14 protein-coding genes and 2 pseudogenes are annotated in these 11743 nt (G+C 56.0%); 7 read left to right on the top strand and 9 right to left on the bottom strand.

The window, feature by feature from the left end:
- Positions 1-141: 141 nt before the first annotated feature.
- Complete coding sequence (locus AC1ME2_RS23705) at positions 142-495, top strand: DUF6388 family protein (protein WP_480437292.1); 354 nt, start codon at positions 142-144, stop codon at positions 493-495.
- A gap of 27 nt (positions 496-522) precedes the next feature.
- Here the strand turns inward: AC1ME2_RS23705 and AC1ME2_RS23700 are convergent, their stop codons facing one another.
- The 3 genes from AC1ME2_RS23700 to AC1ME2_RS23690 form a co-directional block, all read right to left on the bottom strand.
- Positions 523-1062, bottom strand: coding sequence for a flavin reductase family protein (locus tag AC1ME2_RS23700; RefSeq protein ID WP_480437289.1), 540 nt, complete (start codon positions 1060-1062; stop codon positions 523-525).
- Between the two features lie 21 nt (positions 1063-1083).
- Positions 1084-1515 (bottom strand): universal stress protein, encoded by a 432-nt coding sequence (locus AC1ME2_RS23695; protein ID WP_480437287.1) that lies wholly within the window; start codon positions 1513-1515, stop codon positions 1084-1086.
- 85 nt (positions 1516-1600) lie between these two features.
- A complete protein-coding gene (locus AC1ME2_RS23690; RefSeq protein WP_480437285.1) occupies positions 1601-2800 on the bottom strand; it encodes an MFS transporter in 1200 nt (399 codons plus the stop codon).
- Between the two features lie 255 nt (positions 2801-3055).
- Between AC1ME2_RS23690 and AC1ME2_RS23685 the strand changes: the two genes are divergently transcribed.
- Complete coding sequence (locus AC1ME2_RS23685) at positions 3056-3364, top strand: hypothetical protein (RefSeq protein WP_480437282.1); 309 nt, start codon at positions 3056-3058, stop codon at positions 3362-3364.
- Positions 3365-3446: 82 nt separating this feature from the next.
- On the opposite strand, the gene AC1ME2_RS23680 is transcribed toward AC1ME2_RS23685, so the two are convergent.
- Positions 3447-3698 carry a DNA-binding protein gene (locus AC1ME2_RS23680; protein ID WP_480437279.1) on the bottom strand — a complete coding sequence of 84 codons (252 nt, stop codon included), beginning with the start codon at positions 3696-3698 and terminating at the stop codon, positions 3447-3449.
- Between the two features lie 406 nt (positions 3699-4104).
- Positions 4105-4263: pseudogene (locus AC1ME2_RS23675) on the bottom strand (pca operon transcription factor PcaQ); the annotation flags it as partial.
- A 103-nt stretch (positions 4264-4366) separates the two neighbouring features.
- Here AC1ME2_RS23675 and AC1ME2_RS23670 point away from each other — a divergent pair.
- Positions 4367-4642, top strand: a pseudogene (locus tag AC1ME2_RS23670) (FAD-dependent monooxygenase); the annotation flags it as partial.
- Between the two features lie 151 nt (positions 4643-4793).
- Here the strand turns inward: AC1ME2_RS23670 and AC1ME2_RS23665 are convergent.
- The 4 genes from AC1ME2_RS23665 to AC1ME2_RS23650 all read right to left on the bottom strand — a co-directional run bounded on the left by AC1ME2_RS23665 (position 4794) and on the right by AC1ME2_RS23650 (position 8222).
- Complete coding sequence (locus tag AC1ME2_RS23665; protein ID WP_480437276.1) at positions 4794-5234, bottom strand: hypothetical protein; 441 nt, start codon at positions 5232-5234, stop codon at positions 4794-4796.
- 138 nt (positions 5235-5372) lie between these two features.
- Complete coding sequence (locus AC1ME2_RS23660) at positions 5373-6167, bottom strand: ABC transporter ATP-binding protein (protein ID WP_480437274.1); 795 nt, start codon at positions 6165-6167, stop codon at positions 5373-5375.
- Positions 6161-7162, bottom strand: a complete 1002-nt coding sequence (locus AC1ME2_RS23655; protein WP_480437272.1) for an ABC transporter permease — start codon at positions 7160-7162, stop codon at positions 6161-6163. The genes AC1ME2_RS23660 and AC1ME2_RS23655 overlap by 7 nt, the downstream gene beginning before the upstream one ends.
- Positions 7149-8222, bottom strand: a complete 1074-nt coding sequence (locus AC1ME2_RS23650) for an ABC transporter substrate-binding protein (protein WP_480437270.1) — start codon at positions 8220-8222, stop codon at positions 7149-7151. Before AC1ME2_RS23650 ends, AC1ME2_RS23655 begins: the two co-directional genes overlap by 14 nt.
- Before the next feature lie 266 nt (positions 8223-8488).
- Here AC1ME2_RS23650 and AC1ME2_RS23645 point away from each other — a divergent pair, with 266 nt between their 5' ends.
- The 4 genes from AC1ME2_RS23645 (at position 8489) to AC1ME2_RS23630 (ending at position 11695) form a co-directional block, all read left to right on the top strand.
- Entirely contained in the window at positions 8489-8782 is a 294-nt protein-coding gene (locus AC1ME2_RS23645; protein WP_480437267.1) for a DUF6388 family protein, read from the top strand.
- A 193-nt stretch (positions 8783-8975) separates the two neighbouring features.
- On the top strand, positions 8976-9668 hold the full coding sequence (locus AC1ME2_RS23640) for a crotonase/enoyl-CoA hydratase family protein (RefSeq protein WP_480437265.1): 693 nt from the start codon (positions 8976-8978) through the stop codon (positions 9666-9668).
- A gap of 184 nt (positions 9669-9852) precedes the next feature.
- Positions 9853-10575, top strand: a complete 723-nt coding sequence (locus AC1ME2_RS23635) for a 1-acylglycerol-3-phosphate O-acyltransferase (protein WP_480437263.1) — start codon at positions 9853-9855, stop codon at positions 10573-10575.
- A 148-nt stretch (positions 10576-10723) separates the two neighbouring features.
- The gene (locus tag AC1ME2_RS23630; protein ID WP_480437260.1) at positions 10724-11695 is read left to right on the top strand and encodes a magnesium and cobalt transport protein CorA; all 972 of its coding nucleotides are present in this window, start codon (positions 10724-10726) and stop codon (positions 11693-11695) included.
- Positions 11696-11743: the final 48 nt, after the last annotated feature.

Below are 11743 nucleotides of genomic sequence, written 5' to 3'. Positions count from 1 at the left end.
CGTGACAGCGACGTTATGACGAGCAGACGGCTAGGGAACTATCCTTAATGAGGTACCCACTTTGGGATGGGGCACACGTAAGGCGCTGAAAAAGCATGAGACTGATCGTCAAGTAAGCACCCACTCACTGAAGGAATGCGCATGACCCAAGCTGAACAGCCACACCAGATAGCATTGGATAAATTTCTCGACGCGCACCCAGCCCTTCGTTACGACCTCGACAACCTGAATCCGCTTGAGGCGCAAGCGGCCCGCGTGTCCATGAAACAATACCGCGATGAGCGACTGCATCAGGCATTTGAAGCCGAGGCTGAGCGCTTGGGCCTCTTTGCCTGGGAGCTAACGCTGCAATTGACGGCGGTATCCCCGGAGGAATTCGAAGCGCAAAGGCTGGAAGTTCACAAGGAAGTTGCGGAGATGGCGGGTATGGACTGGGCTGAGTATTGCGAGGTCAGACAATCCTGCCCCGGCGTATCGCCTGAAAAAACGCCTTGATGAAGGCCCATTGGAATCCCACTGAAACTACGGCATTTTCGATTCCAACATAATCGTTTCACCGTCGACCACAAACTTGCCATAGCCGTGATGATGGAGGGTCCTGGGAGCCTTCTGCGCTGGATCGGTCCAAGCCCTCAGCACCTCAAGCACAAACAGATTGAATTTGTTCACGAGGCGCGTATCCACCACCCTGCATTCAAGGTTGGCGAAACACTCCGCGATCAGAGGCGCCGCCACTTCGCGGGCCGGCACCGGCGTGAGTCCGAACCTCGCGAATTTGTCGACATTGCGCCCAGAGCAATTGCCGACCTCAACCACCTTGGGTGCAAGCTCCAGCGCGGGGATGGCGATCACGCATTCCTTGGTCGCACGTAACGCCGTGAAGCTGTAATCAGCGCTGCTTACAACGCAAGCAACCAATGGAGGCGCGAACTCGACCATCATGTGCCACGACAGGGTCATGACGTTGCTACACCCCCCGCTGGAGGTCGTCAGCAGGACAACGGGGCCCGGCTCAAGCAACTGGTATACGGTGGAGAGAGAAAGCGCTTTCATCGCAGTCATGATTCCTGCCGCCTGTTTCGGCTACTTCACCAGTATGACCGGCACCGATACTTCATGAATGACCCGGTTCGCAACCGAGCCCAGCAGCAACCCGCTGAAAGTACCCAGGCCACGAGTGCCCATTACCACGGTATCGCAATTCAGTTGTTTAACCGCCTCATTGACTTGCTCCGCCACATTGCCGAGCGCCACATGAGTTTCAAGGGCGATGCCGGCCGCCTGCAGCAAAGCCACTGCCTCTTCAAGCACACTCCTGGCCTTAGCCCGAAGGCTATCGTTGATGTCCTCAATCATGTTGGCCGTCGTGAAGTCCCCGTAGATGACCGGGTCGTGCTGGACATTGAGAACATGAACCTCCAAGGGCCGCGTACTCTCGCGGGCAGAATCAATGACGTACTGCAGAGCATGTATCGAATCTTCCGAGCCATCAAAAGCAACAAGAACCTTGCGCATTTCAGATCTCCCATCAATGTGTTTAGCCAACATAGACCTCTCACCTATCGATAGACGCCGCAGAGGTTGGTTGTATTGATCCAGCTCAAGTTCTCGTCATTTTTGCGGTGGCAGCGGGTCGTACCACAGCAAAAGTTATCATGGCAGCTAAAGAAAGTGCTGTAGCCACGGCAAACGCCAGGCTCGGTGTAATCGTCCAGAAGGCCCCCGCCATTAGAGAGGCTGGCAGATACAACACACCGGTTACAAAATTGTAAATTCCCACTGCAGTAGCGCGCCGCTCAGGTTCGAGGTCGGCGATAAAAGCCTTGCTCTGCGATTCGTCAATTGCATAAAACAGCCCGTAGATGGCAAGCACCGCCACTATCTCCCAACGACTATTGGCCAGTGCCAGCCACAGGTTGATAACCGCATAGAGCGCATACCCCAACATAATAATCAGGCGGCGCCCCACCCTGTCGCCCAGCCGGCCTATCAGGGGAGCAGTCACCACGCAGAGGGCATTGAACAAGGCATAGAGCAGCACGATTTCAGTCACACTGAAACCAACCGAATGCGCCTTGAGCAAAATGAACCCGAGGCTGAAATAGGCCAGTGCAAACACACCTGCGGGTAACAAAAAACGCTTAAAACCGGAGCTGAGCAAATGCCAATTCTGGAGCACGCTTTCGCGCTCATGGGCAGCGACGGGGTGGTCTGGAATGCGCGCAAGCACTACCACACTGATGATTGCGGGCACCATGGCTACTAGAAATAGCATCCTGTACGTGTTCGCCGACTCCCCCTGCCACGACAGCAGAGCATAGGCGACGATCGGCCCAAGCACGGCACCTGATTTATCGAGAGCCTTGTGCACGCCGAACGCGTAGCCTCGCGTGTCCTTCACCGCGATGGATGACAGCCAGGCATCGCGCGGCGGACCGCGAAAGCCCTTACCCAGCCGCTCAATGACGCGAAAAAAGCTTAAACCAACAAGGGATGACGACGTCAACAAGATGAACTTGGCCAGCGTGGACAAGCAATAACCGGCAGAAGTGAAACATTTTCGTCGGCCGCTGCGATCCGACAGCCAGCCAGCTAAGTAGTTAAGCGACGAGGCTGAAAAATCTGCGAGGCCCTCGATCAATCCCAGCAGAGCACTGGACGCGCCCGCCACGGTGGTGAAGAAGATCGCAAAGACTGAAAAAATCATTTCGGAGCTGAGGTCGGTGAGAAAACTGACCAATCCGAGCTTGAGCACATCCGGATGGAGTCGCTGGCGCTTGCCGCTGGCAGGTCGGGTCATTGAGGGGGATCTCTCGGTTCGGGTCTCTCTAGGAGTATGCACACATACAGCCATAGCAGCCCCATCGACAAGCGTGTCACCGAGCCCCTAACCCTGGCGCTGACTACCCGTTAGAGAAGGACACCCCATACAGACACGCTCGCCTCAACAGGCTTTACTGACTTATATCAACCTCACACTTGGTGGCGGGTCTACCGTGACGTAACAGGGTGGTTTAACGCAGCGCCCTTCCTGATTTAAATGAAGGAGCGTCATATGCTCAAGTTATCCCGCGCGTCATCAGATCGCGGTGGCGTTGTGACGACCGACCCTAAAAATGACAGCCTGCAAGATCTGGACAAGCAGATTTTGGACTATGGCCGACGCTGGCATCAGGTGGGGGTTTTCGTGCGTTGTACACTGTGTGGGGAAGGCCAGAAAGCCAGTGAAAGCGCGGCAGCGTTCCCGCATTTTTCTACATGTACGGTAAAGAGCACGGACAACCAGTATCCATGGCGTGAGCTGGCGGAGATTTTGAGCACCTTACCGAAGGAATGCGTCGTCGATACGCAAACGCAATTGTGAGGACGAACTGCGCGCCATGATCGAGGGTTGTACGTGTGCGCAAGACCCTGGTTTGGTTAGCTGGCATGGCGAAAAATGGAACTTAAAGGTTACCTGTTGAGTCTGAAACTGCCGGAAAAGGTATGTTCTGGATGGGCGAAGGGATGATGCCTATTTTCATGCCCAGCAAAACCGCGACTTTATGCGCTTCTCCACGTAGACCTTTCTTGCGCCCTGCCAGCACTTGATAGGTCGTGGCAGGATCTACGCTGTTCTCCCGAGCAAACGCCTGAACAGATTTGCCTTGTTGTTCCAGCCAAGCTTTGGCTTCTTCAGCGGTCCGTGTTTCCTGCATGTTTAACAATCACTCAAGTAGGTTCAAATCAGCATAATTTATGCTCAATCTTATCATTCGCAGAAATTGTGAATACATAGCCGAACACTCAAATGAATTGAATTTATCTCCAAATACGTAAGATGCACTTTCGCGGGCAGGAGAAAAATACCACCCCATCGGTACGCAAGTGCCGTAATCCAGCGTCAGGACTTGGGGGCGCGCGCGCCTCGCGGCCCAAATGACAAATCGGCTGCTGTCTACATCAGACATGTCGCTTTTCTTGCTTTTGTGGGTGACGCCATAGGTAAGCGCCGCCTGGGTACAAACCTATGGCCCAGTCTCTCTAGATAAAGTTCAATCTGATTTTAAAAAATTCGCGCTCTCCATAGCTAAATAATTATGGATAACGGCCTTCTCGATAATCCTGTACGAACAGACTGTCGGCGAATTTACGAATCGTCATCCCCGCCAATGGCAGCACCCGCAGATAGTCTTCCAGGCGTTTACGCGCAAGCGGATCGACCAACAGCGGATGGCCGTTGCGTACCACCCGGGTCATGGACTCGCTGTACAGATGCTCGAATACCCCGAGAGTCGTCGACACTGGACATCAGGTGCGCGGCACTGATCCCCAGCCAGGCTACATAGTGCTCGATGGGCAGGAGCTCTCGGACACGGTCACGTAACAATACGGCCGTCTGTTCCTGCTCGGCGATGCGGCCCATATCGTCCCGCCCACAGGCGCCAAAGGTCTGAGCCTGGTGGCCAGCGATGTGAGTACTTTGTATCGATTTTTGCTCAAGGTCTATGGCGAGGGCCGTACCGACCCACTGGAGAAATACTCACAAATCTGCCTGCGCGGCTGATGGAGTGCCGAACTCGACTACCTCATGGGTTCGACCGCAGGGCGCCAGACCATTGCGGATAACGATGTGGGCCTGCCCTATGAAGCCATTGACTGATCTGAAGACGGTATAGGACTAGACTAGGGAAAACCGCATGCAGTAATGCCCTTGCGTCGAAGCCAACAGCAGCGAGCGCGGCGGAAAACGCCACTCCGCTGCCACAGGGCCTGGAGCGCCCTTGGCATTGGAGTCTATTGCGGGGAGAACATCACGCGTGGGTATTGACCAACGAACCCGAGGTACTGCCGCTTTCATTCTTCAAAGCCAGGATCAAGGCGCTGGTAGCTGTCGCCAACTGGCTGTTGGTAGACGCCACCTGAGACTGTGCCTGAGTCACAGCAGCCGCCTTGGCTTCCGATGACTCGTTTTTTTTCTGTGCCGCTGCGACCGCCTGCATCTGGGCTTGCAGTTGTTTTTGCAGCTGGGCAATCTGCTTTTGCAGTTGCTTTACCGTGTCCGACGCAGTGCTGCTACTGCTTGTGCTGCTACTGCTTCCACCGGTGCCGCCCGCCTTGGTGGTAGCTTTGGCAGTTGTACTTCCAGAAGCTGTCGCTGCAGCGCTGCTTGTGTCCGTTGTAGTAGACGAGGTTTTAGCCAAGCTGGTAGCGGCTGTCGCATTGTTAATAGTTACACTGCTGATAGAGACCATCACGTTCCAACCTTTCAAAGAGATGTGTACTACGTATCGGCACACCATTTGAAATATTTAGAAATATTTACCCCAGATGAAAGCGCCCCCAGATCCCGTGAAACCCACTTGCCGCTTATGCATGAACATAACGGTTGATCACCAGCTTTCGCCCAGCCCCAGAAGACCCATGATTTCCCGGCGCAAATCCACCAGATACGGGTCGTCGCGATGACGCGGATAAGGCCGCTCAATGGTCAGCTGCGCCACAATGCTCGCTGGCCGGTCGCTGAAGACGATGACGCGGTTGGCCAGCAGCAAGGCTTCTTCGACATCGTGGGTCACCAGCAACGCGGTATAGCCTTGGCGCTGCCACAGGTCGATCAACTCCTTTTGCAGGGTGATGCGGGTCAGCGAGTCCAGCTTGCCCAAAGGCTCATCAAGAATCAGCAGACGCGGCTCATTGACCAACGCCCGCGCCAGAGCCACGCGCTGCGCCATGCCACCTGACAACTGGCGCGGATAGGCCCGAGAGAACTGACTGAGACCGACTTTTTCCAGTGCAGCGTCGATTTTTCCAGAATGGGTTTTCAGAAGGCCCTGCGCTTCAAGCCCAAGCGCAACGTTGTCCCACACACGCCGCCAGGGATAAAGGGTCGGGTCCTGAAACACCACAACGCGGCTCGGGTCGGGGCCGGTAATGGCCACGCCATCTGCCAGCAGCGTTCCGGAGTCAGTAGGTTCCAGCCCCGCCACCAGACGCAACAGTGTCGATTTTCCACAGCCTGAAGGCCCCAGCAAGGCCACAAACTCACCAGGCGCAACCTCAAGGGAGACGTGTTCCAGGACGGGCAAACGCTGTCCGTCCAAGATGAAGCCGTGGCTAAGATTGTCGATACGCAGTGCCAGCCCTGCAGAGGCAGGTGTTGTCGAAGAGTGTGCCAGCGCTACCATTTCATGGCTCCCTTTTGCCAGGCCAAAAGGTGATCACGGATCAGGAACAGCGCGGAGATCAGGCCCGAACAGACCAGCGCCATGATCAACAGTGCCGCGTACATATTGGCGTAGGCCGCCCAGCCTTGAGCCCACTGCAAATACCAGCCAATACCGGATTTGACGCCCATCATCTCTGCCACCACCAGCGTTGAAAACGATGCACCAAGTCCCATGAACAGACCGACGAATACATGGGGCAGCGCAGCGGGTATTGCCACCTTGAAAATAAGGAAACCCTGCTTGGCGCCCAAGGTGCGCGCCACGTCGTAGTAAGCTTTGTCCACGCTGGCAACGCCAGACCACGTCAGGACGGTGACCGGAAACCAGGTCGCCAGCGCGATCAAAAATACGCTGGCGCTCCAACTGGTGGGGAACAGAAAGAAACACAATGGCAACAAAGCGGTGGACGGCACCGGACCGAGGATGCGCAGCACCGGATGCAACCAGTAACCGATGCTGCTAGACCAGCCGATGGCGACACCGGCGATAAAACCTGTCGCCGCGCCAAGCGCCACCCCGGTACCAAGCAACAGCGCTGAATGCAGCAGGCTGTCTGCCAGTCGAGGCCAGTCTTCGACGTACACATCCAGCAAGGCTTGGGGCGGCGCAAAGAACGGAACCGGCAACACACCCAGCTTGGCGGTGAGCAGTTCCCAGATACCCAGCAGAATCGGCAAGGCAATCAGCCAGGCACCCGCTGGCCGGGTGCGCCCGGCGACGTTCGTCGACCAGTGGCCGAGAATGCCCAGCAGCACAATCGCTGCGGCCACAGCCAGGCACACATTGGCCAGGCCTTGGGTCATCGGCCAGTTGCGCGTGGCATTGGGCATATGGCTGATCAGCAACGCGACCGCGATCCAGACCACCACGGCCACAGCGCCCTGCCACCACACACTGACACCTGGGCTCGAGGCGGGTATGGCGGCGAGCGTGGAAACCTCAACTGAAGACATCGGCGGTGATCTCCTTGGCAAACTCAGCCGCGTTGGTGCTCTGACGAATCACTTCCACCGTCTGCAAATCGGTCACGTAGGTCGTGATTTCCTTGGTCAGTGCCACACCGACAGCGTGATGCCCATGGGTGTGATCGTGCAGGATCCCTTCAACTTCTTCGGCAGAGGTATTCAGCGCATAGGCCTGGAACCCTTTCGCCACGGCCTCCGGATGTTTTACCGAATAGTCGTGAGCTTCAAGAATCGCCTGGGTCAGCGCTGCAGCCACCCGCTTATCTTCGCGCACCAATTTACCGGTGACACCGACCACGCAGCAACTGAGGTTGGCGTACTCCTCGACCAGATTGGTGGACAGTTCCTGAGCCTTGCCGGACTTGATCATCCGGTACATGAACGGATCGCTGCCGCTGACCGCCTGCACTTCGCCTCGCTCCAGTGCGGTGCCCAACAGGTCCGCAGGGTAAAAGCGCCAGTCCACATCGCGCACCGGATCGATGCCGTGCTTCTTCAGCAGGATGGAAAAGAAATTGCGGTCCGGGCTGGCCATGTCGGTGACGCCGATGGCTTTGCCTTTGAGGTCTTCGAGTGTCCGCACATTGCTATCCACCGCGCGCAACAGACGCAGGCAACCGCCATGAGTACCGGCGGTGAGTTTGACGTCGAAGCCCTGCTCCAATGCCTTGAGCCAGCGCAGCGCCATGCCCACCCCGGCATCGGCCTTGCCCGTGGCAATCGCTTCGAGCAGCACTTCGGTGGAATTACCAAAGTTGACCAGCTCCACGTCGAGATTGTGCTTCTTGAAGAAGCCCTCCCCATGGGCGATGACAATGGGTGCCAGGCACACTGCATTGAGGTTGACTGCCAGTTTCAGAGCGCGGGGCTCTGCCAGGCGGATGAAATTACCCGTGCCCGCAGGCTCGGTGCCCGGGTCGGCCATGTGGTCCATGTGCTCATCGCCGGCCCAGCTTGAGCGCGGCAATGACAGCAGCAACGGGCTCACCAGAGCAACGCTGGCCAGACCCAATAGATGACGGCGGGTCAGATGATTGAACGCAGCCATGCGTGTATCCCTTACAAAGGTAGTGATAGAAAGGCAGCTTTCACCCGAAGTACCGTTTTAATAACTTTTTTCAAGCTTCCAGCGACTGGTTAAAACCATATCACTCGCAATAACATTAACAAAATTCATTTTAATTCTAACCAAATATGCAAATAGCATATTAAAAAGAGCCATGAGAAGGGTTCGCCTGACCGTGACTCGTTTCCGGTGTAATCTAGCCCCGGTTGTCACGTAGCTCGACGTTAATCTGCAGAAGGAGACGAAGCATGAACGCACTAGAGTGGAACGAAGTTGCGCTGGCGAAATTTCTCGCTAGCAACTCTTTCTTGCAGGAAGAGATCGAGAATCTGAGCCCAGAGGAACAAAAGCAGCAGACCCACTGGGCCTTCGAGGACGAGGCGGAATCTCAAGGTATTGAGCCTTGGGAGCTGGCATTGCAATTGGTTGCCGAGTCGCCCGAACAACTTAAGACAATGCGCCTTGAAGCCCATAAACAAGTCGCCGAGACACTCGGCATGAACTGGGCGGAATACTGCGAGCTGAACGATATCGAAGAGTGATGAGCGTTCAGGAAATGAACAGGTAAAAAACGCGTCGCCGCACGTGCAAGGTTTACCTTTGCGGCAGCGCGTTTTACCCCATGATTCGGAGTTGACACCCGCTCAAACCCTGACTCACCAGTCATTCATAGCGCTTTACCTTGGCGTCGCGGGTGGGTAACGTCTGCCCCACTTCAACACAAGGAATCGCGTCATGAGTGAGCTGATCTCATATCACCTGGAAGACGGTATCGCCACCCTGACCTTGAGCAATGGCAAGGTCAATGCTATTTCCCCGGAGGTGATCGCAGCGTTCAATTCCGCGCTGGATCAGGCCGAACAGGATCGCGCGGTGGTGATTATTACCGGGCAACCGGGGATTCTTTCGGGCGGTTATGACCTCAAGGTGATGACGTCCGGCCCTGAAAATGCAATCAGCCTGGTCACGGCCGGCTCGACCCTCGCGCGGCGGCTGTTGGCGCATCCATTCCCGGTGGTGGTTGCCTGCCCTGGGCACGCCGTGGCCAAAGGCGCTTTTTTGCTCTTGTCGGTGGATTACCGGATTGGTGTGGACGGTCCGTTCAGCATCGGTTTGAACGAAGTACAGATCGGTATGACCATGCACCATGCCGGGATTGAATTGGCGCGCGATCGCCTGAGTAAATCGGCCTTCCATCGCTCGGTGATCAACGCTGAGATGTTCAGTCCAAAAGGCGCTCTGGATGCAGGCTTCCTGGACAAAGTAGTCAGCGCCGAAGAGCTGCAAAGCGCCGCGCGCACGGCGGCCCTGCAATTGAAGAAGATCAACATGGTCGCGCACAAGAACACCAAGCTGAAAGTGCGCAAGGCGCTGCTGGAATTACTCGATCAGTCCATCGTGCTGGATCAGCAACACTCAGTGATTTGATCTTTAGTCGATTGGAAAGCCTGACCCTTTACCAGGCTTTTTCAAACGACTGCTCTAGCGCACGCCTGTCCCTGCGTAAGAAATATCTCCTTAAATAATCGCCAGTAAACCGCCCCCCTCGGCAATTGCCGTCCTCAGTGCGCCTCCGTACACTGCGCCACCTTTTGTCCTGGCGGGCCGGTTGATGCTTCTGGTGTTTCGCATATTGTTGATGGGTCTGCACTTTATTACTGCGGGTGTACTGGGCGTGTTGCTGGGGCTGTGCCGTCCGTTTAATCCGGATAACAGCCGTTTGTGCGCGCGGCTCTACGCCTGGCCTGCGATGTGTATTTTGCGTTTTCGTCTGAACGCGCAAATGGGTTCGTTATTCAAGCAGTCGCAACCGTGCGTGATCATTGCCAATCATCAGTCAAACTACGATTTGTTCGTCCTCGGCAACGTGGTGCCCCCACGCACCGTCTGTATCGGTAAGAAAAGCCTGAAATGGGTGCCGTTGTTCGGTCAGTTGTTTTGGTTGGCAGGCAATGTCCTGATCGATCGCGGCAACGCGCACAAAGCGCGGCAATCCATGCTAGCCACCACAGACACTTTGCAGCACAAAAACACCTCGATCTGGGTCTTCCCGGAGGGCACACGCAACCTCGGCGAAGACCTGCTGCCGTTCAAAAAAGGCGCGTTCCAGATGGCCATTGCGGCCGGGGTGCCCATCGTGCCGGTGTGCGTCAGCAGCTACATCAAACACATGCACCTCAATCGCTGGCGCGACACCGGGGTGATGATCCGCTCATTACCCGCCATCCCCACTAAGGGCTTGAGCCAGGACGACATGCCGATGCTGATGGCCCACTGTCGCGAGCAGATGCAAACCTGTATCGCCGCCATGGACAAACAATTACTGGCCGAATAACGATTCACGCCGCTCGCCTCCAAGCCCGTTGATTCGGGTTTTTTATTGCGCGCGAACTCTCACGACATTGCTGACTCTGATCAGGCAGACCACGTTAAGCTAAGCGCTACATGCCACTGCCACCCCAAAAAGAAGAAGCGATACTACTATGGGCCGAGTCGTTGCTGCCGCGGTTTACAGCGCCGGAAAAAAAGTCACCAACATTACCCTCGACGAGGGTGCCGCATGGGCTGCGAAGCCCGGACACTTCGTCTGGATTGGTCTGGAACAGCCCAATGCGGAGGAGTTGGCCAATCTGCAACGTCAGTTCAACTTGCATGAACTGGCCATCGAAGATGCGCTTGAGACACACAGCCGACCTAAGCTCGAAACCTTTGGCGATGCACTGTTCATCGTCACGTATTCACCGGTCCGCGAGAACGGCAAACTCGAATTCATCGAGACGCATATCTTCGCCGGCAAGGGCTATATCATCACTGCCCGTAATGGCCACTCGAAGTCGTACGGGCTGGTGCGCCAGCGCTGCGAAGCGCGGCCGTTGCTGCTCGAGCACGGTGAAGATTTCGTGCTGTACGCACTCCTCGACTTCGTCACCGAGTGTTATCAACCCGTTACCGAGTCCATTCACAGCGAACTCGACGAACTTGAACGCGGCGTGCTGGGTGGCGTGTTGGACGTAGTCGATATTCAGCGCATTCACAGTCTGCGCCGCGACCTGCTGCGGTTACGCAGGTACGTGGCGCCCATGGTGGAGATCGGAGAAGAACTGCAAAAACTAAGCTTCCCGTTCATCGACAAGAACATGCGCCCGTATTTTCGCGACGTGGAAATTCACGTCACCCGGCAAATGGAAGATTTGGCCAACCTGCGCGACATTGCTAGCCAAACCATCGAAATCGGTCTGTTGCTGGAGTCCTCGCGGCAAAGCATCGTGCAGCGCAAATTCGCGGCCTGGGCGGCGATTTTGGCGTTTCCAACGGCGGTGGCAGGGATCTACGGGATGAACTTCCAGAACATGCCTGAACTGAATTGGCATTATGGCTATTTCACTGTGCTCGGGTTTATCTCGGTAGGTTGCGTGGGCTTGTATGCCAGCTTCAAACGTTCGGGATGGTTGTAGCGCGTTCTCTATGACCTTCGCAGGCACGCCTGCGAAGGCTGCAAAAGC

The sequence above is a fragment of the Pseudomonas sp. ASL9 genome, assembly GCF_056680335.1.
Note: the sequence above shows the minus strand (reverse complement) of the source record. Positions and strands in the feature narration are given on the sequence as shown.

Bases quoted from the DNA above. Each gene is read 5' to 3' on its own strand.
- AC1ME2_RS23680 (WP_480437279.1), bottom strand. From the start codon at position 3,698: ATGCAGGAAACACGGACCGCTGAAGAAGCCAAAGCTTGGCTGGAACAA.
- AC1ME2_RS23665 (WP_480437276.1), bottom strand. From the start codon at position 5,234: ATGGTCTCTATCAGCAGTGTAACTATTAACAATGCGACAGCCGCTACC.
- AC1ME2_RS23635 (WP_480437263.1), top strand. From the start codon at position 9,853: ATGCTTCTGGTGTTTCGCATATTGTTGATGGGTCTGCACTTTATTACT.
- AC1ME2_RS23700 (WP_480437289.1), bottom strand. From the start codon at position 1,062: ATGACTGCGATGAAAGCGCTTTCTCTCTCCACCGTATACCAGTTGCTT.
- AC1ME2_RS23660 (WP_480437274.1), bottom strand. From the start codon at position 6,167: ATGGTAGCGCTGGCACACTCTTCGACAACACCTGCCTCTGCAGGGCTG.
- AC1ME2_RS23645 (WP_480437267.1), top strand. From the start codon at position 8,489: ATGAACGCACTAGAGTGGAACGAAGTTGCGCTGGCGAAATTTCTCGCT.
- AC1ME2_RS23685 (WP_480437282.1), top strand. From the start codon at position 3,056: ATGCTCAAGTTATCCCGCGCGTCATCAGATCGCGGTGGCGTTGTGACG.
- AC1ME2_RS23695 (WP_480437287.1), bottom strand. From the start codon at position 1,515: ATGCGCAAGGTTCTTGTTGCTTTTGATGGCTCGGAAGATTCGATACAT.
- AC1ME2_RS23705 (WP_480437292.1), top strand. From the start codon at position 142: ATGACCCAAGCTGAACAGCCACACCAGATAGCATTGGATAAATTTCTC.
- AC1ME2_RS23650 (WP_480437270.1), bottom strand. From the start codon at position 8,222: ATGGCTGCGTTCAATCATCTGACCCGCCGTCATCTATTGGGTCTGGCC.
- AC1ME2_RS23640 (WP_480437265.1), top strand. From the start codon at position 8,976: ATGAGTGAGCTGATCTCATATCACCTGGAAGACGGTATCGCCACCCTG.
- AC1ME2_RS23655 (WP_480437272.1), bottom strand. From the start codon at position 7,162: ATGTCTTCAGTTGAGGTTTCCACGCTCGCCGCCATACCCGCCTCGAGC.
- AC1ME2_RS23630 (WP_480437260.1), top strand. From the start codon at position 10,724: ATGGGCCGAGTCGTTGCTGCCGCGGTTTACAGCGCCGGAAAAAAAGTC.
- AC1ME2_RS23690 (WP_480437285.1), bottom strand. From the start codon at position 2,800: ATGACCCGACCTGCCAGCGGCAAGCGCCAGCGACTCCATCCGGATGTG.